This window comes from Loktanella sp. Alg231-35 (assembly GCF_900143545.1).
Lineage (GTDB): Bacteria > Pseudomonadota > Alphaproteobacteria > Rhodobacterales > Rhodobacteraceae > Yoonia.
In genome coordinates, this window is record NZ_FREV01000005.1 from 208609 (window position 1) to 231568 (window position 22960).

27 protein-coding genes and 1 tRNA gene are annotated in these 22960 nt (G+C 55.9%); 15 read left to right on the forward strand and 13 right to left on the reverse strand.

Going from position 1 to position 22960, the window contains the following annotated elements; all coding sequences use genetic code 11:
• Nucleotides 1-26 precede the first annotated feature (26 nt).
• Entirely contained in the window at nucleotides 27-515 is a 489-nt protein-coding gene (locus DHN10_RS13755; protein WP_108815917.1) for an autoinducer binding domain-containing protein, read from the reverse strand.
• A gap of 138 nt (nucleotides 516-653) precedes the next feature.
• Between DHN10_RS13755 and DHN10_RS13760 the strand changes: the two genes are divergently transcribed.
• Together DHN10_RS13760 and DHN10_RS13765 are read left to right on the forward strand one after the other, a co-directional pair.
• On the forward strand, nucleotides 654-1262 hold the full coding sequence (locus tag DHN10_RS13760; RefSeq protein WP_108815918.1) for an autoinducer binding domain-containing protein: 609 nt from the start codon (nucleotides 654-656) through the stop codon (nucleotides 1260-1262).
• A gap of 124 nt (nucleotides 1263-1386) precedes the next feature.
• Nucleotides 1387-2058: an acyl-homoserine-lactone synthase gene (locus tag DHN10_RS13765; protein WP_108815919.1), complete on the forward strand. Its 672-nt coding sequence runs from the start codon at nucleotides 1387-1389 to the stop codon at nucleotides 2056-2058.
• Between the two features lie 58 nt (nucleotides 2059-2116).
• On the opposite strand, the gene purB is transcribed toward DHN10_RS13765, so the two are convergent.
• Nucleotides 2117-3421, reverse strand: coding sequence for an adenylosuccinate lyase (gene purB, locus DHN10_RS13770; protein ID WP_108815920.1), 1305 nt, complete (start codon nucleotides 3419-3421; stop codon nucleotides 2117-2119).
• An 86-nt stretch (nucleotides 3422-3507) separates the two neighbouring features.
• Between purB and DHN10_RS13775 the strand changes: the two genes are divergently transcribed.
• From DHN10_RS13775 to DHN10_RS13785, 3 genes are all read left to right on the forward strand, one after another.
• A complete protein-coding gene (locus tag DHN10_RS13775; protein WP_234417136.1) occupies nucleotides 3508-3837 on the forward strand; it encodes a hypothetical protein in 330 nt (109 codons plus the stop codon).
• Nucleotides 3834-4250 carry a DUF6314 family protein gene (locus DHN10_RS13780; protein WP_108815922.1) on the forward strand — a complete coding sequence of 139 codons (417 nt, stop codon included), beginning with the start codon at nucleotides 3834-3836 and terminating at the stop codon, nucleotides 4248-4250. The genes DHN10_RS13775 and DHN10_RS13780 overlap by 4 nt, the downstream gene beginning before the upstream one ends.
• 75 nt (nucleotides 4251-4325) lie before the next feature.
• Entirely contained in the window at nucleotides 4326-4931 is a 606-nt protein-coding gene (locus DHN10_RS13785) for a biotin transporter BioY (protein ID WP_108815923.1), read from the forward strand.
• A gap of 49 nt (nucleotides 4932-4980) precedes the next feature.
• On the opposite strand, the gene DHN10_RS13790 is transcribed toward DHN10_RS13785, so the two are convergent.
• Nucleotides 4981-6186 carry a bifunctional alpha/beta hydrolase/OsmC family protein gene (locus tag DHN10_RS13790; protein WP_108815924.1) on the reverse strand — a complete coding sequence of 402 codons (1206 nt, stop codon included), beginning with the start codon at nucleotides 6184-6186 and terminating at the stop codon, nucleotides 4981-4983.
• Nucleotides 6187-6301: 115 nt separating this feature from the next.
• On the opposite strand from DHN10_RS13790, the gene DHN10_RS13795 reads away from it, so the two are divergent.
• Nucleotides 6302-7165 carry an endonuclease/exonuclease/phosphatase family protein gene (locus DHN10_RS13795; RefSeq protein WP_108815925.1) on the forward strand — a complete coding sequence of 288 codons (864 nt, stop codon included), beginning with the start codon at nucleotides 6302-6304 and terminating at the stop codon, nucleotides 7163-7165.
• On the opposite strand, the gene dddP is transcribed toward DHN10_RS13795, so the two are convergent.
• The 6 genes from dddP to DHN10_RS13825 form a co-directional block, all read right to left on the reverse strand.
• On the reverse strand, nucleotides 7162-8502 hold the full coding sequence (gene dddP / locus DHN10_RS13800) for a dimethylsulfonioproprionate lyase DddP (protein WP_108816076.1): 1341 nt from the start codon (nucleotides 8500-8502) through the stop codon (nucleotides 7162-7164). The two genes, DHN10_RS13795 and dddP, sit on opposite strands and share 4 nt — an antisense overlap.
• A 115-nt stretch (nucleotides 8503-8617) precedes the next feature.
• Nucleotides 8618-8986, reverse strand: a complete 369-nt coding sequence (locus DHN10_RS13805; protein ID WP_159087002.1) for a hypothetical protein — start codon at nucleotides 8984-8986, stop codon at nucleotides 8618-8620.
• A gap of 104 nt (nucleotides 8987-9090) precedes the next feature.
• Entirely contained in the window at nucleotides 9091-10938 is a 1848-nt protein-coding gene (locus DHN10_RS13810; RefSeq protein WP_108815927.1) for an extracellular solute-binding protein, read from the reverse strand.
• Between the two features lie 166 nt (nucleotides 10939-11104).
• Nucleotides 11105-12157 carry an alcohol dehydrogenase family protein gene (locus DHN10_RS13815; RefSeq protein ID WP_108815928.1) on the reverse strand — a complete coding sequence of 351 codons (1053 nt, stop codon included), beginning with the start codon at nucleotides 12155-12157 and terminating at the stop codon, nucleotides 11105-11107.
• A gap of 128 nt (nucleotides 12158-12285) precedes the next feature.
• Nucleotides 12286-13692 (reverse strand): type I glutamate--ammonia ligase, encoded by a 1407-nt coding sequence (gene glnA / locus DHN10_RS13820; RefSeq protein WP_108815929.1) that lies wholly within the window; start codon nucleotides 13690-13692, stop codon nucleotides 12286-12288.
• Between the two features lie 35 nt (nucleotides 13693-13727).
• Nucleotides 13728-14066: a P-II family nitrogen regulator gene (locus tag DHN10_RS13825; protein ID WP_108815930.1), complete on the reverse strand. Its 339-nt coding sequence runs from the start codon at nucleotides 14064-14066 to the stop codon at nucleotides 13728-13730.
• Nucleotides 14067-14239: 173 nt separating this feature from the next.
• On the opposite strand from DHN10_RS13825, the gene DHN10_RS13830 reads away from it, so the two are divergent.
• From DHN10_RS13830 to DHN10_RS13860, 7 genes are all read left to right on the forward strand, one after another.
• Nucleotides 14240-15940, forward strand: coding sequence for an NAD(P)H-hydrate dehydratase (locus tag DHN10_RS13830; RefSeq protein WP_108815931.1), 1701 nt, complete (start codon nucleotides 14240-14242; stop codon nucleotides 15938-15940).
• 86 nt (nucleotides 15941-16026) lie between these two features.
• Nucleotides 16027-16111, forward strand: a tRNA-Leu gene (locus tag DHN10_RS13835).
• Between the two features lie 24 nt (nucleotides 16112-16135).
• Nucleotides 16136-17467, forward strand: coding sequence for a trigger factor (gene tig, locus DHN10_RS13840; RefSeq protein ID WP_108815932.1), 1332 nt, complete (start codon nucleotides 16136-16138; stop codon nucleotides 17465-17467).
• A 134-nt stretch (nucleotides 17468-17601) separates the two neighbouring features.
• Complete coding sequence (locus DHN10_RS13845) at nucleotides 17602-17949, forward strand: ArsR/SmtB family transcription factor (protein ID WP_199910683.1); 348 nt, start codon at nucleotides 17602-17604, stop codon at nucleotides 17947-17949.
• Nucleotides 17942-18379 (forward strand): SRPBCC family protein, encoded by a 438-nt coding sequence (locus DHN10_RS13850; protein WP_108815933.1) that lies wholly within the window; start codon nucleotides 17942-17944, stop codon nucleotides 18377-18379. The genes DHN10_RS13845 and DHN10_RS13850 overlap by 8 nt, the downstream gene beginning before the upstream one ends.
• Nucleotide 18380: 1 nt before the next feature.
• Nucleotides 18381-18758 carry a DUF1761 domain-containing protein gene (locus DHN10_RS13855; protein ID WP_159087003.1) on the forward strand — a complete coding sequence of 126 codons (378 nt, stop codon included), beginning with the start codon at nucleotides 18381-18383 and terminating at the stop codon, nucleotides 18756-18758.
• 150 nt (nucleotides 18759-18908) lie between these two features.
• A complete protein-coding gene (locus DHN10_RS13860; protein ID WP_234417137.1) occupies nucleotides 18909-19388 on the forward strand; it encodes a hypothetical protein in 480 nt (159 codons plus the stop codon).
• Between the two features lie 15 nt (nucleotides 19389-19403).
• Here DHN10_RS13860 and DHN10_RS13865 read toward each other — a convergent pair whose 3' ends face one another.
• The 4 genes from DHN10_RS13865 to rpsF all read right to left on the reverse strand — a co-directional run bounded on the left by DHN10_RS13865 (nucleotide 19404) and on the right by rpsF (nucleotide 21416).
• Nucleotides 19404-20039 (reverse strand): pyridoxamine 5'-phosphate oxidase family protein, encoded by a 636-nt coding sequence (locus DHN10_RS13865; protein WP_108815935.1) that lies wholly within the window; start codon nucleotides 20037-20039, stop codon nucleotides 19404-19406.
• A 123-nt stretch (nucleotides 20040-20162) separates the two neighbouring features.
• Complete coding sequence (rplI, locus tag DHN10_RS13870; protein WP_108815936.1) at nucleotides 20163-20795, reverse strand: 50S ribosomal protein L9; 633 nt, start codon at nucleotides 20793-20795, stop codon at nucleotides 20163-20165.
• Between the two features lie 12 nt (nucleotides 20796-20807).
• Nucleotides 20808-21035 carry a 30S ribosomal protein S18 gene (gene rpsR, locus DHN10_RS13875; protein WP_008235217.1) on the reverse strand — a complete coding sequence of 76 codons (228 nt, stop codon included), beginning with the start codon at nucleotides 21033-21035 and terminating at the stop codon, nucleotides 20808-20810.
• Nucleotides 21036-21062: 27 nt separating this feature from the next.
• Nucleotides 21063-21416 (reverse strand): 30S ribosomal protein S6, encoded by a 354-nt coding sequence (gene rpsF / locus DHN10_RS13880; protein ID WP_108815937.1) that lies wholly within the window; start codon nucleotides 21414-21416, stop codon nucleotides 21063-21065.
• 270 nt (nucleotides 21417-21686) lie between these two features.
• Between rpsF and DHN10_RS13885 the strand changes: the two genes are divergently transcribed.
• Both DHN10_RS13885 and DHN10_RS13890 read left to right on the forward strand, forming a co-directional pair.
• Complete coding sequence (locus DHN10_RS13885; protein ID WP_108815938.1) at nucleotides 21687-22259, forward strand: hypothetical protein; 573 nt, start codon at nucleotides 21687-21689, stop codon at nucleotides 22257-22259.
• A 120-nt stretch (nucleotides 22260-22379) separates the two neighbouring features.
• Nucleotides 22380-22958, forward strand: coding sequence for a YceI family protein (locus DHN10_RS13890; protein ID WP_108815939.1), 579 nt, complete (start codon nucleotides 22380-22382; stop codon nucleotides 22956-22958).
• Nucleotides 22959-22960 lie beyond the last annotated feature (2 nt).

Consider the following 22960-nt stretch of genomic DNA (forward strand, 5'->3'; position numbering starts at 1 on the left):
GTTACGGGCACTGCGTAAAAGAACGGTTAGGAACCGGGGTGCGTCACCATGATGGACATCTTTTTGAGTTGCTCAACCGTTTCGGGTTTGAGCGCTTGCTGATCGCTGGTGGCGACATGCAATGCCTCGAACCGTTCGACAATTTCACCCATCTCGGCATCGGTGAATTCGCGATCGGGGCGGGCAAACCCGGACATGCTGTGGCTGCCGCCGGTGGTGGTGGCATAAAGCATCCCGTATTTCATGCCATATTCAGCTGCTTGACCCAGAATATTTGCCGGATCTTCCAAATCCGACCAGCGGCAGGTGCCGGTGTTTTCAAAGCACCACGATACTGTAGGATCATTCACCAAAAGACCTGCCTGCGAGTAGTGTTCGAGCCAAGGGCGCGGATAGCTCTGAAAAAAGAACGCAGGTGTTGTAAATTTGATATGCAAGCCCAAAGCATAGCCCGATTCCGAGCGATCCTTGAATTCTCCAAGGACCTTACTGAGGTCAAACTTCGCGGCGCTCATTCCAAATCTCGCTTTCAGGTTGCCAAGCTCATATATTTGAAAGTATTCCACTACAGGCTTTATAGAAAGATAGTCTAAAGGTAAGGTTGTGGGAGCAACAAGGCAATTCTTCCAGGTGGGGCTCGTCGGGGAATTTGAATGGCGGCATTATTGGGTCCAGATGAGATCGGGCAGTTAGCCCCGTCTGGATATTACATAGCCCTAAGGATTGGGTTCGCCTTCCCTATGGAAGAGGTTAATGCTTTGCCTGCTGAATGGGTTGAGCATTATACCAAACAACGATTTATGCTTTTTGATCCGGTAATTAGGTGGGCCTACGCCAATGTAGGCGCATCGCGCTGGAGCGCCCTTGAAGTGGACGACCCCAAGAAGGTTATTGCGCAGGCACAGACCTTTGGTTTGCGCTACGGCGTGACGGTTGCTGTGCTTGATTCGGGTGCCAACGCACAGCGTTCCTTTGCATCTTTTGCGCGATCTGACCGCGAATACACCGAACTTGAGATAAAATTGCTACAGGCGTTTGTCACGCGGCGCCATAATGAGACAGCACCCCCAACCAATCTGACGCGCGCCGAATTGGAAGCCCTCGGCATGGTCAAGGACGGCAAGCGATTAAAGGAAATCGCCTATGAGTTGAGCGTTAGTGAGGGTGCTGTGAAGCAGCGTTTGAAGAACGCAAAACTGAAGCTTGGGGCCAAAACAGGCACCCAAGCGGCAGCGCTGGCAAATCAATTTGGCTTAATCTAGGCGAAATTCAGGCTTTTTTTCCCCTTTGAGAACAATTAGACCTAAATGATCAATGAATTCTAATCATTGATTTGCGACGCAGTGGGGGCTGACGCCGCAAGCGACTCAACCAGAGGGGAAGATAATGGAGAAGATTACTTTTAACCTGACGGAGCTCCACAAGCATGGAACTGCGTTTTTTGAATTCCTTGCCTTGCGTAAGCAGTTCTTCGTGGATCAGTTGGGTTGGGACATCCCACATGACGACGATGTGGAGATGGATCAATACGACAACCCGAAAGCCTATTATTCGCTGGTGCTAAAGGATGGCAAAGTAGTTGCCGGTGGGCGCGCGATGGCGACGACAGCGCAATGGGGGTCTCATACCTATATGTTGCGTGATGCTGTTGAGGGCAAAATTATCGGTATCCCCGATACCATCGTCAACGAGGTCGAGGTCACAGCAAGCGTCTGGGAATGTACCCGCGTTGTTGTGTCCTCAGAAATCAAAGACCCGTCCGAGAGCGCCGAATGCCTAGCATTGATCGTCAAGGGGCTAGCCGAGCAAGCGCTCGAGCATAGCGGAACAGAACTTATGGCGCTGAGCCGCCCGTCGCTTTTGCGGGCCTTGCGCAGGATCGGATACAGCCCACGCACGATTGGCGAACCTTATGTCAATTCCGACGATGGCCGTCGCTATGTTGCGATGAGCATGCCGCTGATTGAAGCGGTCGCCGAGAAACCGCATCACATGCCGGTGACGAAAGCCACACATCGTCCAAATCACAGTCTGGTTCACGCACCGGTCAAACTCTAGGTCGGACCCATCTGGTTGCGTTCAATGCGGCTGCCCCCAAGACTGACTGACCCCTCAGTCAGCCCCCAAAGACACGGTTGAAAATCGTGTCGACGTGTTTGGTGTGATAACCGAGATCGAATTTCTCTTCGATCTCGGTCTTTGACAGTGCCGCCAACACATCAGCATCACCCAGCAGTTCGGTCTGGAAGTCGGCGCCTTGTTCCCAGACTTTCATCGCATTGCGCTGGACAAGCCGATAAGCGTCTTCGCGGCTAACCCCTGCCTGCGTCAGCGCCAAAAGCACGCGCTGCGACATGACCAGCCCGCGGAACTTGTTCATATTGGCCAGCATGTTGTCGGGGTAGATCACCAACTTTTCGATGACACCGGCAAGGCGGTTCAGGGCAAAGTCCAATGTGACAGTTGTGTCCGGGCCTATGGCGCGCTCAACAGATGAGTGGCTGATATCGCGTTCATGCCACAGCGCCACGTTCTCCATTGCGGGAACCACGGACATGCGCACGAGGCGTGCAAGACCTGTCAGGTTCTCGGTCAGCACAGGGTTGCGCTTGTGCGGCATCGCAGAAGAGCCTTTTTGCCCTTTTGAGAAAAATTCCTCGGCTTCCAATACCTCGGTGCGCTGCATGTGGCGGATTTCCGTGGCGATGTTTTCGATGCTCGAGGCGATCACACCAAGCGTTGCAAAGAACATGGCGTGCCGGTCGCGGGGAATGACTTGTGTGCTGATCGGCTCTGGCGCGAGGCCCAATTGCGCGCAAACATGTTCCTCAACCGAAGGGTCGATATTGGCGAAGGTGCCAACAGCGCCAGAGATAGCACCCGTTGCGATCTCTTCACGGGCATTGAGCAGGCGCGCGCGGCCTCGGTCCATCTCGGCGTAAAAGCGTGCAAAGGTCAGGCCCATTGTTGTGGGTTCGGCGTGAATACCGTGGCTGCGCCCGATCCGTACCGTTTCCCTATGTTCATAGGCGCGTGCTTTGAGGGCGGCCAGCACCCGGTCCATATCGGCGATCAGCAGATCGGCCGCGCGGACAAGTTGCACATTGAATGTCGTGTCCAGAACATCGGATGATGTCATGCCCTGATGCACAAACCGTGCATCCTCGGAGCCGATGTGTTCGGCAAGGTGCGTCAGGAAAGCGATCACGTCGTGTTTGGTGACGGCCTCGATCTCATCAATGCGGGCGACGTCAAACGTGACGTCCTTGGCTTTCCAGACGGCCTCGGCGTTTTCCTTGGGAATCACGCCAATGGCGGCTTGGGCGTCGCAGGCATGTGCCTCGATCTCGTACCAGATGCGGAATTTGGTTGCTGGCTCCCAAATAGCGGTCATATCAGGACGAGAATAGCGAGGGATCATGGGCAGGCACCTTATTGATGGGGTGGGCAGACGATTCCTGTCGCGTCATAAGGGGGTGGGCGCAAAGCCTCAAGGGAGAGATGGGCATGTTGCGGCTGATCGCGGTCTTTATCGTCTGTGCGGGGGCAGTGACAGCGCAAGAGTGGCGCGCGCTTAGCGGTGCTGAGATCGCAGCGGCGCTGACGGACCGCAGTTTGACCTATCCCAATGCGACGCAGCATTTCTATGCCTCGGGGCGGACGCTTTACAATGCAGGTCAGGACAGTTGGGGCTATTGGGCCGTGCGCGGCGATCAGTATTGCAGCCAATGGCCACCGGGGGCGCTGTGGGATTGCTATGATATGGCGGTGATGGGTGATGCGCTGCGCTTTGTTGGCGCTGATGGCAGCACGACCGACGGAGTATATGCGCAGTGAAGTTAGGTGCCGAGGATTTTCTGGGCCGCTGGCGGATATTCCGCGAGATCACCGACTTTCGTATTCTGGGAAGCGGCACGCTTGAGGGCGAAGCGACGTTCACCGCCAATGCTGACGGCTTGCACTATCACGAGCAGGGCGCGCTTTGCTTTGCCGGTGGTGCGCCGGTATTGGCGGAACGCAGCTATCTGTGGTCATTTGGCAAAAACACGGTCGATGTCGCCTATGCCGATGGCGCCCCGTTTCACAGCTTTGAGCTGACAGGTGGACCAGAGGCATGCCTGCACATTTGTGGCGCTGACACGTATCGGGGCACATATTCATTCGTGCGGTTTCCTGATTGGCAGGTGACGTGGTCCGTGGAAGGACCGCGCAAGCGGTATCGATCCGTTACACGCTATACCCGCGACTGATAACGCTACCAGACTTGCGCTGCGCCGCAGCATGGGCAATAAACACGCAACGCAATCAACAAGGGAGAGCGGCACATGGCCCTCGCACTTAACGACAAAGTTTTGACTGAGGCCTTTGGCCCCTCCGAAGGAACCGCACTGCGCGTCAAGCAGGTGCTTATGGTTGTTTTGGGGATCGTGGCTTTGTCCATCCTCGCAAAAGTCAAAATTCCAATGTGGCCTGTGCCAGTCACCATGGGCACATTCGCCGTGCTGACCATCGGGGCAGCTTATGGCCCACGTCTGGGGCTGGCGACCATCCTTGGATACATGATCATTGGCGCGCTGGGCTTTGACGTCTTTGCAAGCTCTTCGGCTGAAAACGCAGGCCTGACATACATGATGGGCGGCACTGGCGGCTATCTCGTGGGTTATGTGCTTGCCACATTGGCGCTTGGCTTTGCTGCGCGCGCAGGTTGGGATCGTTCGGTTGTACTTATGGCCGTGGCCCTGTTGATCGCCAATGCGCTGATCTATGTGCCCGGTGTGGCCTGGCTGACTGTGCTGTATGAAGGCAAAGGTCTGGCCTGGGCGGTTGACGTGGGCCTGAAACCCTTCCTGATCGGTGATGCGCTCAAGCTGGGTCTTGCGGCACTGCTGGTGCCCGGTTTGTGGAAGCTGATCGGCAGCGCGCGGTCCTAAACCCTGCGAAACGAATTGAAGAAGGCGCTGCGATCCGCAGCGGCTTTTTTCATGCCAGAACGGTTTTCACCGTTGAAGCCCGTTCCAGCGTGCGATGCACCGGGCATTTGTCTGCAATTTCCAACAAACGTGCGCGCTGTTCTTCATCCAGATCACCGCTGAGGTGGATGATCCGCTCAAAGTGATCGACCTTTTCGCCGGGTTTCTCGGCATCCACAGCGTGTTCCTTAGCGTGCAGAACATCGACGCTGACACCTGTCAGCGGCCAGCCCTTGCGCCGTGCATACATGCGGATCGTCATCGAGGTGCAAGCCCCCAGACCAGCCGAGACAAAGCCATAAGGGGTCAGCCCCTTGTTGGTGCCGCCGAATTTGGCTGGCTCATCCGCCAGCACGTGATGCGGGCCTGATTGCACGTCCTGCAGAAAACCATTGGCGTCCGCTTCGGTCACGCGCATCACACCTTCGGGGGTTTGTGCGGGTTTCGCAGGTTCTTCCAGTTTCAGGTATCGCTTGGACCATGCCGCGATCACGTCGGCTGCATATTCGGCATCTGCGGGACGCGTGATCAGGTGATCGGCATCGTCGAGGGTGACAAAGCTCTTGGGGTGCTTCGCGGCAAGGAAGATATCAGAGGCGTTTTCGACCCCAACAGTCGCATCGCGCGGGGCGTGCAAGACCAGCAATGCCGTGCCCAGCTTGGCGATGGAGGCTGTCAGCGCGGCCTCGCTCACATCATCGACGAAGCCCTTGCCGATGCGGAAGGGGCGACCACCCAGCGAAACCTCGGCCACGCCTTTGTCCACGATCTCGGGGATGGCCTGGGCAAAGTTATGGGTCACATGACCGGGATCAAAAGGGGCACCGATGGTCACAACCGCCTTGATGCTTTCCATCATGGGGGCGGCTTTCAACACAGCCGCACCGCCCAACGAATGCCCGATGATCAGCGACGGTGACATGCCGCGCGCATCCAGCGCCTGACAGGCCGCAACCAGATCTTCGACGTTGGAAGTAAAACTGGTGTTCTCAAACTCGCCCTCAGAATGCCCCAAACCTGTGAAATCAAACCGCAGCACAGCGATACCCATGGACGACAGGCGTGCCGCGATCCGGCGGGCGGCGGTGATATCCTTAGAGCAGGTAAAGCAATGCGCAAAAAGGGCCGTGCCAAGATGCGGGCCGTTGGGCATATCGAGCCGGGCTGCAAGCGTATCGCCTGCGTGGCCGGTAAAGGAAAGTTTCTCAGTTGGCATCGGATCGGCCTTTCTGTGACGGTCTGCTGAATTTCTGCACGAGTGATGACGATCAGATAGGGATGCGACAACTTTATTTGATGGCAATCGCGGCAAGGTGAGAGATGTTACCAAGATGAAGTTTCTAATGTGGATGATGCGGGCAGGGGTGATCTGTCTGTTACTGGCGGTACTATTTAGCTTTGCAGGCGCGTTGCATCCGGCCTTTGACAGCCTGTCATTGCTGCGCGTGCCACTTGCCGTCATTTGCCTGCTGTTCTTGGTCTTCCCCTTGGGCGCGCGCCTGCGCCTGATGCTGGCCGCCTGTGTAATGTTGGGCGCAGGCACGACCGTGCCGATGTTTTTCGGGGCAAAGGCTGCGGACGACCTGCGAATCTATTCCAAGAACATGTGGTTTGCGAACCGCACATTGGATGCGCTGGCCGCAGATATCCGCGCCAGCGGTGCAGATGTTGTGGCGCTGCAAGAGGTCTCGCGCGGGAACCGGGCGATGCTGGCGGCGCTGCGGGATGCCTATCCGTACCAGCATATATGCGATTTTTCCGGCTGGAGCGGGATTGCCGTGCTGTCGCGTGATCCGATCGTGCAGACGCAATGTTCCGACCGGCGGGCGGTCGCTGCGGCACGAATCGAAAGTACGCAGGGGCCGGTTTGGGTGGCTTCGGTTCACCTGAGCTGGCCATTTCCGTATGGCAATGCGCGCACTGGTGCCGCCGCTGCAGATATTCTTGCCCGGTTGGACGGGCCGGTTGTGATGGCGGGGGATTTCAACATTTTCCCTTGGGCCAGTAGCGTGCAGGGCATGCAACGGGCCGCTGCCTTGCAAGTGGCCCAGCCGATCCGCCCCACCTATGATTTGCAGGGCGTACCATTGTTGTTGGACCACGTGCATGCGCCCGGCGGTGGGCGGGCGACCTATCGCGCGCTGTTGGGCTCTGACCACCTTGGGGTTTTGGCGGATGTATCCTTGACCCGCTAAAGGCCCATCAAGGCCGGGTCATGTGGGTATTTGGTCAGGTTCTCAAAACCGTCTTCGGTGATCAGCACCTGATCTTCCAGCTTGATCGAGAAATCACCCCCCTCGGGACTGATCAATGCCTCGACACAAAGGGTCATGCCCGGTTGCAGTTCATAATCAAAAGCACCGGGCACCATCTTGTCGGGGTAAGCCACAAGCGGCCATTCATCGCACAGCCCGACACCATGCATCAGGCAGCCGTATTTCTGCTTTTGATACTTTTCGGGCAGCACATGGGTGCTGCGAGATAGGTCTTCGATATTCACGCCGGGTCTTAGCATTTGTATATTGGTTTCAATATGTTCCACGCCCATCTTCATTGCCTCGATCATATCCGCGCGCGGCTTTTCATCGCCGATCCACCATGTGCGGCTGATATCAACGCAGATGCCATAAGCACCCACCAAATCGGTATCAAAGGCTACGATTTCATTGTTTTGCACAATCCGCCCCCCGCATTCCTGAAACCACGGGTTGGTGCGCGGGCCCGACGACAAAAGGCGGGTTTCAATCCATTCGCCGCCACGGCGGATGTTTTCGGCATGCAGGACGGCCCAGATATCATCTTCTGACATGTTGCCTTGCGGCACACCTGTGCGGGCAGCGTCTTCCATCGCATAGCAGGCCGCCTCGCAGGCGTGGCTGGCGCAGCGCATCGCGAGGATTTCGTCAGGGCCCTTGATGCTGCGCGCCTTCTCGGTCAGCTCTTCGCCGGGGTGAACGGTAAAGCCCACAGCCTCTAGCGCCCGCAGCCCGTGCAACATCGGCTTATCGACGCCAAGGGCCATATTACCGCCGCCATGTTCGCGGATCAGATCACGCACCTCATTGGCGAAGTTGTCGGCCGCTGGTTCCAGCTTGTCGCCGCGGTCAAAATAGAACAGATCAGCCCCGGTGCGCTGTTCATTCACAAGCGGATTAAAGGTGCTGAGGAACATCCCGTTCTTATAGTCCCACATCACCATATAGCCGTCGGCACAGACCATGCAGGCGCGGAACGGGTTGTGGCTGTTCCAGAGCTGCATATTAGTGCTGTCGGTGGCGTAACGGATGTTGAGCGGGTCAAACATCAGGATGCCGCCATAGTCGCGGGCATTGACCGCGCCGGTCAACCGCTTGTGCCGCCATGCGCGCATCGCTGACAGATTTGGCAGTTGCAGGCCCGCCGCTGCCCATTCGTTGAAAGCCAGCTGCGTTGGTCCGATCTCCATCCGGTCCTGATCATTCGGAGAGCCATCGGCCAGCGTCGCGCCACGTGTGGGGTCAATTTTGCGGGTGTCGCGATAATGAGAATTCATCGTGCTATCCTTGGCATGTTTAAGCCAAGTATGCGCCGATTGACCCATGCCTCATGTCCGTTTTCGACATTTTCAGGTCAGCGCGGGGCAAATTTTGCTGTTGCTTCAGCGAGGCCTACAGCAGGAAAGCGATGATAAAGACCAGTGCTATGAACGCAAAATAGATGTATTTGAGCGTTTTCACGACGGCAAAAAACACATTGAACACGCCGCCAATCCCGCGCATTGCCGTCTTCGCCGCCACAGCGGGCGCAGCGGATTTTTGGGGGCGGGGCGGCCGCGGTTGCGGTGTTTCTGAACGGTATTTGGCGCCCCATGGTGACTGGGACGTCCGTTGTGTCGGTTGCTGTTGCCGGGGCGGGTGCGTGACAGGCACTGCCTTGTGGCGCGCTTTAAGCGGCTGGTTCTGCATTCGTTTGGCCGATCCGCGGTACGCCGTTGAGGGGCCATTGTAGCGCACGTCGATAGGGTGGTATTTGCTCATCTCGAAATCTTTGACCGATGGAAAATTCAGCTCTTTGTTGCCAGCACGATGCGGCAATTCTGAGGCGCGGACAACATCATTTCTGGTCGTTGCTGAACTGCGTTCTAGTCCAACCCCGGTGCAAGCACTCCTTCGGCCACAAGCGCCGTGTATTTTTCCTGATCAAACCACCAAAAATCCACGCCACGAAAAAAATCATAAGGCGCGGGTTTTTCGGGCATGCCGTAGATATCCCAGACAGCAACGCGGTGCGCCCCAAGGTTCCAACCACCGATCCAGATGTGCTTGCTGCGCAGCACACGGTCTAGCGCGCGGATGGCTGTTGTCAGCTCGTCCCGGCTTTGGGCGACAGCGGCCCGCGCGATGAGGGCATCAACAACCGGATCAGCGATGCCAGTGAGGTTGTTGCTGCCTTCGGTCGCGGCAGCGTTAGAGCCGTAAAACGCCCGCAACTCCGCCCCTGGCGTTGTTTGCACCTGCCATGCGGTTGCCGACAGATCAAAATCAAAGGCGCGGCGGCGCTGGGTCCATGAGCTGGGGTCGAGCACATCGAAATTGGCGTCGATCCCAAGGGATTTGAGATTTTCCACAAAGGGCACCATCACCCGTTCCAGGCTACGGCTGCTGTCGGGCATATCAAGCGTCAGCACCGTGCCTTCGGCGTTGCGGCGCAGGCCATCGTCGCCGACTGTCCAGCCAGCTTGTTCCAGCAGGGCAGAGGCATCGCGCAGTGCCGCGCGGTCACGCGGCGATGTGGCGCCGGGGCGCGGGACAGGCGCGGGTTGGGTGAAAACCTCTGGTGGTAACTGATCGCGGTATGCGTCCAGCAGCGCAAGTTCGGCGCCGTCGGGCAGGCCGGACGCTTGCATGTCGGTATTTTCAAAGAAGCTGTCGGTACGTGTGTAGGTGCCGTAAAAGATCGTTTCATTCGTCCAGGCAAAGTTGAAGGCCAAGGCTATGGCCTGCCGCACGCGGATATCCTGCAACGCCGGGCGGCGCATGTTGAACCAGATGCCTTGCGCATTGGCGGGGCGGGCATCGGGGATCAGCATTTGCTTAACCCAGCCGTTTTGTGCCGCCGGGAAGTCATAGCCTGTCGCCCAAGACGACGACCGATATTCAACCCGCATCTGGTATGCTCCGGCGGCAAACGCCTCTAACCCTACGGTGTCGTCGACGAAGTATTCGTAGGTGAAGCAGCCAAAGTTATTGCGGCCCACGTTCACCGGCAGATCCGCAGCCCAGTAATCCTCGGTTTTGCAGAATTCCAGTGTCCGGGGCGGATCTGCGAACGTGAGTTCGTAGGCGCCCGAACCCAACGGATTTGTCATCCAGCTTTCGCCAAAGGCAACTGTGTCATAGAAATGTGCAGGCAAGACCGGCAGTTCGGCAATGTCCCCCAACAGGCCGCTGCCCGCGCCCGGTGCCAGTTCAAACCGCACCCGGTGATCGGTTTCAGCCACGACATCAGTGACGTCGGACAGTAGGTTGCCGTAATAGGGGTGCCCTTCGGTTTTTAACGCATTGATCGTGAAAATCACGTCGTTGGCGGTGACGGGCGTTCCATCATGAAACCGTGCCTCTGGCCGCATATCAAAGATCACATAGGACAGATCATCGGGGTAGGTGATGGTTTCCGCCAACAGACCATAAAGCGCATCAGGTTCATCATGCGCGCGCACCATGAGGCTGTCGTAGATATGCACGGCCACCTCTGGCGCGCCGTCACCCTTGATGACAAAGGCGTTGAGGCTGTCAAACGTTGGGGTGCCGTAAAGCTGGCGCTGGGTGAGGGTGCCACCTTGGGGCGCGTCGGGGTTCGCATAATCGAAATGCGTAAAATCGGGGCCGTATTTGAGATCACCAAAGGTGGCGTAGCCATGGCTGGTGGTTTGGGCCAGCGCGGGTGAGGCCAGCGCGATCATCGTGATTGCTATGATGCGATTGAGCATTTGCGGTCTCCGTTGGGGTCACAAATGAGGGTGGTACAATACGCGATCATGTCAAGGGAGGGGTGAGTGGTGTCTGTTGCATTGGCGATGTCTAGGTGGAGGACAAAGTTGCCCACTGTGGTTCTCAAGGGGATGTCTGGATTCGCGTTTGTCCAGGCGAATTCCGTTAAGCTAAATCAAGCACGATTTTTCCAATATATCCCTTTTCGCCAAAGGCGTGTTGCGCCGCCGCGATTTCGCGCAATGGATATACCTCGGCTACCAAAGGTCTAATTTCTTTGCTTTCGATCCGCCTTATGAGATTGCTAAAAACTTGCGGCTCTAAGACGGTACAGCCAAAGAAGCTAAGATCTTTGAGATAAAGTGTACGGACATCAAGTTCCACAAGCGCTCCGCCAATTGCACCAGCAACGGCATAGCGCCCACCAGATCGCAACACATCAAGTAACGACGGCCATTGTGGACCAGCCACCAGATCAATAACGACGTCAACGTTATTTGCCCCAAGCACGGCAACAAGATCATCACCGCGATCAAGTGTCTTTATCGCACCGAGTTCTAAGAGCGTTTCGGCCTTCGTAGCGCTTGTAACTGCAATAACTTTAGCCCCACGTGCTTGCGCCAATTGAACTGAGGCCGAACCGACGCCGCCAGATGCGCCGGTAATCAGCACAGTGTCATCAGGGCCCACATTCGCGCGTGTCAGCATGTTTTCAGCAGTTGAATATGAGCAAGGAAATGAAGCCAACTCAATGTCCGTCAAATCGCAATCAATTGCGTATGCATGACGTGCGGCAACCTTTGTGTATTGCGCGAAACCGCCATCACATTCGGATCCAAAAAACCACGGCAACTCAAGTGCGGTCCCGTTGGATTCAAGAATACATGGTTCTATCAGGATGCGTTCGCCAATCCGAGCCGTGTCTATCGCGGCACCAACTGCAACAATCTCGCCGCAAACATCGATACCTTGAATTCGTGGAAATGTGATTGGTCTGCCGGACCAAGACGCGTCGTCTGCCTGCGCTCCACCTTTCGAATACCAAGCGGTTCGCGTGTTGATATCCGTGTTATTTACGCCTGCCGCCCCAACCCGAACGATAACCTCTTTCTCTCCCGGCGCGGGAACGGGCAGGTCATCACGCCATTCAAGCATCTCAGGCCCACCATGCCCATTCAGAACAACGCCGTACATTTTTTCTGGGATCGACAATTTCATCTCCACAACCCGACACTGCCGACATTCGCCGCAATTGCAAAAAAGAGCAATATGGCCTCGCACCGGACCCTGCAAATCAAAAAGCCCCGCCAGATTGCTCTGACGGGGCTTTCTTTAACTTCAGGAGATTAGCAGCTGTAGTACAGCTTGTATTCCATTGGGTGCGGTGTGTGCTCGTAGGCGTAAACCTCTTCCCACTTCAGCTCCATGTAGCCTTCCAGCTGGTCTTTGGTGAAGACGTCGCCGGCCAGCAAGAACTCGTGATCCGCTTCCAACGCTTCCAGCGCTTCACGCAGGGAGCCACAGACAGTTGGGATCGCGGCCAGCTCTTCTGGTGGCAGATCGTAAAGGTCTTTGTCGGACGATGGGCCGGGATCGATCTTGTTCTTGATGCCGTCAAGGCCAGCCATCAGCAGGGCTGCAAAGCACAGGTAGGGGTTGGCTGCGGGATCGGGGAAGCGGGCCTCGACGCGTTTCGCCTTGGGGCTTTCGGCCCATGGGATGCGCACACAACCCGACCGGTTGCGGGCAGAGTATGCGCGCAGAACGGGCGCTTCAAAGCCGGGGATCAGGCGTTTGTAGCTGTTTGTGGATGGGTTGGTGATCGCGTTCAGCGCTTTTGCGTGCTTGAGGATACCACCGATGAAGTACAGCGCTTCCTGTGACAGGTCAGCGTATTTGTCGCCAGCAAAAAGTGGCTTGCCGTCTTTCCAGATCGACATGTTCACGTGCATGCCTGTGCCGTTATCGCCAGCGATCGGCTTGGGCATGAATGTCGCGGATTTGCCATAGGCTTGGGCGACGTTGTGGACGACGTATTTGTATTTTTGCTGCTCATCGGCCTGATGGGTCAACGTGCCAAAGATCAGGCCCAACTCGTGCTGGCAGGACGCCACTTCGTGGTGGTGCTTGTCGACCTTCATGCCCATGCGCTTCATCGTGGACAGCATCTCAGAGCGCATTTCCTGCGCGTCGTCGATTGGGTTCACTGGGAAATAGCCGCCCTTGATGCCGGGACGGTGGCCGGTGTTGCCCATCTCGTATTCGGTGTCGGTGTTCCATGCGCCGTCGATGGCATCGACCTCGAACGCGACTTTGTTCATCGACACGCTAAAGCGCACATCATCAAAAACAAAGAATTCAGCTTCAGGGCCGAAATAGGCTGTGTCACCGATGCCGGAAGATTTGAGGTATTCCTCTGCCTTCACGGCTGTTCCGCGTGGGTCGCGGCTGTAGGGTTCCATCGTGTCAGGCTCAACGATGTTACAGTTAATGCAGATCGTTTTCTCGGCATAGAACGGATCAACATAGGCGCTTTCGGCCTGTGGCATCAGTTTCATGTCGGACTGGTCAATGGATTTCCAACCGGCGATGGAGGAGCCATCAAACATGAAGCCTTCTTCAAGAAAGTCCTCATCAACCAGATCAGCCACAACTGTGACGTGCTGCAGTTTGCCGCGTGGATCAGTGAAACGGATGTCGACATAGTCGGCTTCCTCATCCTTGATCAGTTTCAGAACAGCTTTGTTGTCCATCTATGATGTCCTTTTTTTCTTAACGTAGATTTGAATTAGAGTGCGTCGTCGCCGGTTTCGCCGGTACGAATGCGAATGGCATGTTCGATGGGCGAGACAAAGATTTTGCCGTCGCCGATTTTGTCGGTTTTGGCGGCTCCGATGATTGCCTCAATGGCGCCATCAACCTGATCGTCAGCCAGCACCACTTCGATTTTGACCTTGGGGAGGAAGTCGACAACGTATTCAGCGCCACGATAAAGCTCCGTGTGGCCCTTTTGACGGCCAAAGCCTTTGACCTCGATGACGGACAGACCCTGCACGCCGACCTCTTGCAAGGCCTCTTTCACTTCATCGAGCTTGAATGGTTTGATGATCGCTTCGATCTTTTTCATGGTCCGCGACTCCCCTTTGGTGTTTCGCCTGTGGTCAGACCATTTCTCTTGCATATGGACAATTCGTGGCAGAACCTTCGGGCAAGCAGGCAAGGTGAAAGAACAGGCATTGCCTAATTTTTGTGCATTCTGCCCGCTTTGTGTGCGAAATGAGAACTCTGGGTGCTGAAACCATGACTGAACTGCTGACCGCCGCCCAAATGCGCGCCATTGAGCAGGCCGCGATTGCCTCGGGCGAGGTGACCGGGCTGGAGCTGATGGAGCGGGCAGGGCGCGGGGTGGTCGAGGCGATTTTTGAGGAATGGCCAGAGTTAGCGCAAGGCGCGCATCGGACGGTTGTGCTGTGCGGACCTGGGAATAATGGCGGTGATGGGTTTGTTGTTGCACGCCTGCTGAAAGAGGCCGGGTGGGAAGTGGAGGTGTTTCTGTATGGGGATGCTGCGAAGCTGCCGCCAGATGCGAAGGTGAATTGTGAGCGGTGGGTTGAAGGAAACGGAAAGACGCGGGCGATTGGTGACGATACTTTCATATCCCACGCAATCATTCCTTCAGAAATTCTGGGCGACCCCCTTCCAAATATCGTTATCGACGCACTTTTCGGTTCTGGTCTTTCGCGGCCTCTCTTGGTTCTACCTGAACTACGCGCCGCAATACAGTCCTGTGCCTCGGTGGGGGCAAGTGACCCGAATTGGCCCAAGGTTGTAAGTGTTGATGTGCCAAGTGGAATGGATTCCGATTGCGGGACCTTCTTGGGTTACAAATATCCAAGCACTGAGAAGCCTGACGACGAGTGTATTCGTGCAAACCTCACGGTAACTTTTGAGACCGCATTTGTGGGCCACTTCCTTAGCTATGCACCTAAGTTCTGCTTGAAAGTCGTCATCAAGAGTATTGGGCTAGACGCATGGCTTACAGCATACGGCAATTGCCGGTTGTTGGGTGCGGTAACTGACCCGTTTATTATGGACAAAGGATATTGGGGATTCCATTTTGATCAGGAGGCGCACAAATACTCCCACGGTCATGCTCTCATTCTCTCCGGCAGTGTTGGCAAGGGCGGTGCCGCCCGCCTCGCGGCGCGCGGTGCGTTGCGGGTCGGCGCTGGTGCTGTGACGCTGGGCAGCCCACCTGCCGCCCTGATTGAGAATGCCGCGCAGTTGAACGCAATTATGTTGCAGAAAATCAAAACTGCGGACGATCTTATCACGGCTTTGACCGACACCCGCATTAATGCCCTTTGTCTTGGGCCGGGGATGGGAACAAACACACGCGCGGTTGATTTGTTGGCTGCGGCGCTCGAACGCACCCGTCCCGGACTTGATCCGGGACCTCATGCTGGATCAGACGCAGGCCCCGGATCAGGTCCGGGGCGTGGCGTGGTGCTGGATGCGGATGCGCTCACGATGCTGGCACGGGATAAGGCGCTTTTTGCTCTGCTTCACGAGGCCTGTGTTCTGACCCCACATGCGGGCGAATTCGCGCGTGTGTTTCCCGACATTGCAGAAAAATTGGCCGCACCTGCGACCAAGGGGCCTGCCTATTCCAAAGTTGACGCGACGCGAGAGGCGGCGAAACGGGCTGGGTGTGTGGTGCTGTTTAAGGGGCCGGATACGGTGATTGCTGACCCCAGCGGGCGGTGCAGTATCAATGCATCCGTTTATGAGCGCAGCGCGCCTTGGCTTGCTACCGCTGGGTCCGGTGACGTTTTGGCGGGCTTTATCACGGGGCTGCTCGCCCGTGGTTTTGCCCCGATGCAGGCGGCTGAAACGGGCGCTTGGCTGCATACGGAATGTGCGTTGTCCTTTGGTCCGGGGCTGATTGCTGAGGACTTGCCCGAGGAATTGCCAAAAGTCTTTCGCAGCCTTGGAATATAGGTGATTTTTCCTCTCGCATCCCTTGCATTCCTTTGCTAGACAGCGCGCAACCGGGGGCAGGCCCAAAACCTGCCCCTTTTGATCATGCGGGTGTGGCGGAATTGGTAGACGCACCAGATTTAGGTTCTGGCGCCGCAAGGCGTGGGGGTTCAAGTCCCTTCACCCGCACCAAAGTTTGTAGATGAAGGACAGCACATGCAGGTCACCGAGACCCTGAACGAAGGCCTTAAGCGCGGGTATGCGATCACCGTGACCGCCGCCGAACTGGACGCCAAGGTTGAAGAAAAGCTGAAAGAAGCGCAGCCAACGGTCGAAATGAAGGGTTTCCGCAAGGGTAAGGTGCCAATGGCGCTGCTGCGCAAGCAGTTTGGCCAACGCCTGATAGGCGAAAGCATGCAGGAAGCCATCGACGGGGCGCTGACATCACATCTGGAAACATCCGGCGACCGCCCTGCGGCCCAGCCTGAAATGAAGATGACCAATGAAGATTGGAAAGAGGGCGACGACGTCAACGTCGACGTGTCCTACGAAAAGCTGCCAGAGATTGAAGACGTCGATTTCTCTAAGATCAAGCTGGAACGGTTGGTCGTGAAGGCCGACGAGGATTCCATCAAGGAAGCCCTCGATAACCTCGCCGAGAGCCCGCAGGCGGTATCTTATGAGCCAAAGAAAACCCAAGCCAAGAAAGACGACCAGGTTGTGTTGGATTTCGTCGGCAAAGTTGACGGCGAAGCATTCGAAGGCGGTGCCGCAGAGGATTATCCGCTGGTGCTGGGTTCAAACTCCTTCATCCCTGGTTTTGAAGACGGGTTGCTGAAGGTTAAAGAAGGCGACGAAAAAGACGTCGAAGTAACCTTCCCTGAGGATTATCAGGCTGAGAACCTTGCCGGTAAGAAGGCTGTCTTCTCTTGCACTATCAAATCCGTGAATGGCCCCAAGAAGCCGAAGCTGGATGACGAGCTGGCCAAGAAATTTGGCGCCGAAGATCTTGATGGTCTCAAGACCCAGATCACAGAGCGTCTGGAAGCTGAATACACAGGCGCGTCCCGCGCGGTGGCCAAGCGTGCGCTTTTGGATGCGCTGGACAAGAAGGTCAAATTTGACCTGCCCGCGTCATTGGTTGAAGCCGAAGCAGGCCAGATTGCCCACCAACTGTGGCATGAGGAAAACCCTGACGTCGAAGGCCATGATCATCCTGACGTCAAGCCGACCAAAGAGCACAACAAGCTGGCCGAGCGTCGTGTGAAACTGGGCCTGTTGCTGGCTGACATCGGTCAGAAGGCCGAAGTGCAGGTCACCGATCAGGAAATGACCCAAGCGATCATGAACCAGGCTCGCCAGTACCCCGGTCAGGAACGTCAGTTCTTTGAGTTCGTGCAGCAGAACGCGCAGTTCCGCCAGCAGTTGCAGGCGCCAATGTTCGAAGACAAAGTCGTTGACCACATCTTTGAAAGCGCCGCGATGAAGGACAAAGCAGTGTCCAAAGACGATCTGCAAAAGGCTGTTGAAAAGCTGGAAGAAGAATAAAGCATCGTCAAATCACGATGTGAAAGGGCACCCGTTTGGGTGCCCTTTTTCGTTTAGGGTGCTGACGTGGGGCATCGCAATGCATCATTCACCCATGGGGTTGATTGATCGGAGAGAAGTTGTTATTCACCCATATGGTTGAACGAATCGAAACAGATCAATTGAGTGACATTCTCAAAGCGGCGAGTGACCCAACCCGCCGCAAGATTTTGACGTATCTTGCCCAGAATGGCCCGATGCGTGTCACTGATATTCATGCGCAGTTTGACATGAGCCTGAACTCTATCTCCAAGCACATCAAAATGCTGGAGCGGGCAGGGCTGGTGGCACGGCGTACTGAATGGCGCGAGCATCTGATTGAGGTCCAAATGGGCCCGCTGCGCGAAATTGATCGTTGGTTTGCTGACCTGCGCTCGATCTGGGATCTCAGATTGGAAGCGCTGGATGATTTGATCTCAGAGGGAGACACAGACAATGACTGACCTGACGCTGACCGTAGAACGCACCATCAAAGCCGCGCCCGAAAAGGTGTTTGACGCCTGGTTGCGCCCCGAAATGTTGCAGCAATTCATGTTGCCGGGCGAGGGCATGACCGTTCCCAAAGCCTCGAACGATCCGCGCGAGGGTGGACGGTTTGAGCTGGTCATGCAGGCGGGCGATCAAGAGATCCCCCATGCTGGCACCTATCACAAGATCGACCCGCACAACTGCATTGTGTTTGGCTGGGAAAGCCCGTTTTCGACCGATGGCAGCACCGTCACGCTGGACTTTAAACCAGTGTCTGGCGGCACCCATTTGACCTTAACCCATGTGCGTTTTCCCGACGTGGAATCGCGTGACAATCACGCAGGTGGGTGGGGCAATATTCTGGCCGCACTTGATGCACGTCTTGCCGCCTCGGAGGCCGCATAAGATGGATATGGCATTGATGAATTGGGCGGCTGTGACCCTTGGAACAGTTGGCGCCTTTGCCTTGGGAATGCTGTGGTTTAGCCCTGCCATGTTTGGCAAAGGCTGGGCTGCTGGATCGCATGATTTGCAGCCGCCTCAGACTCCCCCGTGGTTAGCGATGATTGTGCAATTCATTGGCCTTGCATTGCTTGCCGTCGTCGTCGGCATGACCGAGACAGTCGGGGCAATAGGTGTGGCAATTGCGGCAATCTTGGCAGTGGCGTTGATCGTTGCGGGTATGGATCTGTTCAGTCAGAAAACTGGCCGCGCGGTGTTGATAGACGCCGGCTATGTGGTAGTCAGTGGGATCGTTATGATCCTCGCCCAAGGCGTGCTGTAATCACCGATCCGGCGCGGCGCCGTCGTGCGACAACTGTGGGTCATTGCGGCAGCGCAATATCCACAGTTTTGGCATGATCTTGCCCTAAATGAAGCGTGGTTTGGTAGTTCTTTCGCATCAGGGTTGGGCATTTATGTGAAGGAATATTTGATGTTACGGTCGATTTTGATGGCGATTTGTATCGCAGTTGGCTTTTCGACGGCGGCCATCGCGTGCCCCGATTTCAATGCGGCACCTCAGGAATCTTATCAGGCATCGGGCAAGCAGCTATATTCGCTGCGCACCTTTGATGTTGTGGCGGGTGGCGACAATTATGTCTGGGATTGCCCGAATGTGCAGCCCGGCACAGACACCGGAGCGGGTTACTTTCCAACTTCGCCAGACTTCTCGTTCCAATTGTCCGACATGAGCCGCTATCAGCTTGTTGTCAGCGTTGTCAGCGAATGTGATGCAGCCTTGCTGATCAATACGGCCTCTGCCAACTGGTATTATGATGATGATGATCGTGGGAATTATGATCCGCGCATCACGCTGACCCGCCCGGCCAATGGCCGCATTGATATCTGGATCGGCACTTATGATGGCGAATATTGCAATGCGCTGCTGGAGATGGAGACATTTGACCGCTAGCATCGGGTTGCCCGGTTATTCATCATAAAGGCGGTTTGAGTCGTTATGTCTAAGCCGGGTATCGATCTGTTCAAAGCTCAGCCCTGACTGTGTCTGGGCGTGCAGCGCTTGTGCATAAGTAGGCAGGCCGTCGATAGGGGCGGCCTCCTGTGGTTGCCAAAGCTTGGAGCGGATGATCGCCTTGCCGCAATGGTAAAAGGCTTCTTCCACGCCAACCAGAATGGCAAAGGTCGGCACCCGACCTTTGATCGCCATGCTTTCCAGCAAAGGCGCGTCGCGCACGATCTGCGCGCTGCCATTGACCCGCACCACTTCGTTTCGGTTGGGCACAAGAAAGACAATCCCGATCCGGCCCGTCTGCAGGATGTTCTGAAAGCTGTCAAAACGGTGATTGCCGGGGCGGTCGGGGATGGCGAGCGTATTTTCATCTACCACTTTGACAAAGCCAGCAGGGTCACCCTTGGGCGAGGCATCCAGTTTGCCCGTGGCATCCACCGTTGAGATCATGATGAATGGGCTTCGTTCGATCCAAACCCGGCAATGCGCATCAATATGATCAAGCACCTTAAGCTGCTGAGCGCTGTGGATACCGTCAACGGCATCGCGAATCTCAGCCTCTGAGGTGATGATATCGGTTGGTTGGTAAGTCATCGTAGGGTCCCGGATAAGGTGCGCTCATTCCGACCCTAGTGCGACACATGACTGTTCCCCAACAAGAAAGGCCGCCCCAAATCTTGGGACGGCCTGAATTTTTTGCGAAAGAAGGAAGAAAGATTACGCGTCTTTGTCTTCTTCAGCGGCGTCTTCAACTTCGACACCAGCTGTTTCAGCCAGTTCTTCGTCGTCAGATGCGGCAGCGCCGATATCGTCGAACAGCTCCTGAATTTCAAACTCAGCAGCGGCTTCTTCTTCTGCGGCCAACTCGGCGATGGATTTTCCGGCTTCTTGCAGTTCAGCCTCTTCCACGGAACGTGCGACGTTCAGTGTGATGGTGGCTTCGACTTCAGGGTGCAGTTTGACGGATACGTCGTGCAGGCCCAGTTCTTTGATCGCGCCAAGCAGGACAACCTGCTTTTTATCGACAGTAAAGCCAGCGTCGGTTGCAGCTTCAGCCGCGTCACGTGTTGTGACAGAGCCGTAGAGCGACCCTGCGTCGGACGCAGAGCGGATCACGATGAACTTTTGACCGTCAAGTTTAGCAGCCAATGCATCGGCTTCTGTCTTGGTCTCAAGGTTGCGTGCTTCCATCTGCGCTTTTTCAGCTTCGAAACGTGCCAAGTTGGCGGCATTCACGCGTAGCGCTTTGCCCTGTGGCAGCAGGAAGTTACGTGCGTAGCCTTCCTTGACGGAAACAACTTCGCCCATCTGGCCCAGCTTCGCGACGCGCTCAAGTAGGATGATATCCATGGGATGTTTTCCTTATTTTACGGCGTATGGCAGCAGGGCAAGGAAACGGGCACGCTTGATCGCACGGGCGAGAGCACGCTGGTTTTTTGCACCAACAGCGGTGATACGGGCGGGAACGATTTTGCCGCGCTCAGAGATGTAGCGCTGCAAAAGGCGGGTGTCTTTGTAGTCGATCTTGGGGGCGTTATCACCCTCAAACGGATCGGACTTACGACGGCGGAAAAATGGTTTAGTAGCCATGATTGATGTCCTTTCTCAGATCAACGATTAGCGGCGCTCGCGGCGATCGCCACGTTCTTCGCGTTTTTGCATCTGCACGGAAGGGCCTTCTTGATGTGCATCGACCTTGATGGTCAGCACGCGCATCACGTCTTCGTGCAAGCGCATCAGGCGTTCCATTTCCTGCACAGCAGGGGCCGGGGCGTCTGTGCGCAAAAAGGCATAGTGCCCTTTGCGGTTCTTGTTGATCTTATAGGCCATCGTCTTGACGCCCCAGTATTCGTTCTCCAGCAGCTTGCCGCCGTTGTCGGCAAGAACGGTTCCGAAATGTTCGATGAGGCTTTCAGCTTGCGTGTTGGACAAGTCCTGACGCGCAATCATGACATGCTCGTATAGCGGCATGCTTACTCCAGTTCATATATCGGCGCATTTCAAAGGATGGGCGGTTTACCTTGCATGCGTCCCATCCACGAGAGGCTGCGCAGTTCATCAGTCTTGCAGCAAGGAATGCGGCCTTATACAGCGGCAAAGGCGCGATGCAAGCCCTCAACCCCCTATAATCAGCAGCGTTTTGGCAACAATCGCAGATTTCTTAGCGCTGCCTTGACCTTGCCCATTTGTTGCCCCGTTCGAATGGCAGTTAACTGGCACGAAAAGGCAAGGAGTGGGCAAATGACTGATGCAACAGCAGAACTCGGGACGCAAATGGCAAAGCCATCGACGTTCGAGGTTGAAAACGTTTTTTGGGGTTACAAGATCCGGACTGGGCGTGGCCCGTCGTTTGGCGTGGCCTTCGGGCAGGCGGCATCGTTTTTCTTTGGCGTTTGTCTGCTGACCGCCTCTATCGGCATTCTCGCTTTGCCGACATTGTTTTTTGATGGCCCCCTTGGTGTGATGCGGATCGGTTCTGCCACGCTGTTTGGTGCAGCCTCGGCCTATCTGTTGTGGTTTGCCAGCCGTGGCTCCCGCCCCGAGGTGCATGTTGACACCAGCCTTGGCGAAATCCGCGAGGTGATCTGCAATCGTGCCGGTCGTCCGACAACGGTTGGGTCATATGGTTTTGACACAATCGGCGGTGTTCTTGTCGAAGAAGATATGGCTACTGGCCTGTCGCGGTTGGTCATGCAGTCGCATAATTCTTCACACAACGTCATCGTTGCCGAGGGGACCGATGCGCAGCTGATGTCCCTGCGTGACCAATTGGCCCACGATCTGCTGGGTCAGACCGGCGCGCAAGCGGCATAACATTGGCGGTTTACCGCCCCCTGTGAACGCGAACACGATCTGTTCATTTTTGAGGAGTTGCCGTCGCGCGACGCACAATCTTATCTTGGCATATAACTTCACCTATGCTGGGAGCCTTCGATGAAACAGCTTATTGCCACTGCGGCCCTCGTGGCCGCCACGATTACAACACCCGTTTTTGCCGCCTCCGAGGACTATGTCCTTGATGCGAGCCACAGCCAAATTGTATTTAGTTACAATCACTTAGGGTATTCCACAAACTTTGGCATGTTTTCTGGTTTTGAGGGCACAATCGCCTTTGATCAAGAGAACCCTGGGGCCTCTTCGGTCAATGTCTCGTTCCCTGTGCGCAGCATGTTGACAGGTTGGGAAGGCCGCTTTGAGCACTTCATGAGCGAAGACTTCTTTGGCGCAGGTGAAGACGAAATGGTCACTTTCGCATCGACATCCATCGAAGTCACCGGCGACGCAACCGCCCTGATCACCGGTGATCTGACCCTCAATGGTGTCACGAAGTCGGTTGTTCTGGATGCCACGCTTAATCAGGTTGGAGAGCATCCAATGGCGAACAAACCCTGGGCGGGCTTTGACGCCACAACGACGCTGATCCGGTCTGAATTCAACGTCGGCAACTTCGCTCCCTTTGTGAGCGATGAGGTTGAACTGATGATCTCGATTGAAGCGATGAAGGCTGAGTAAGC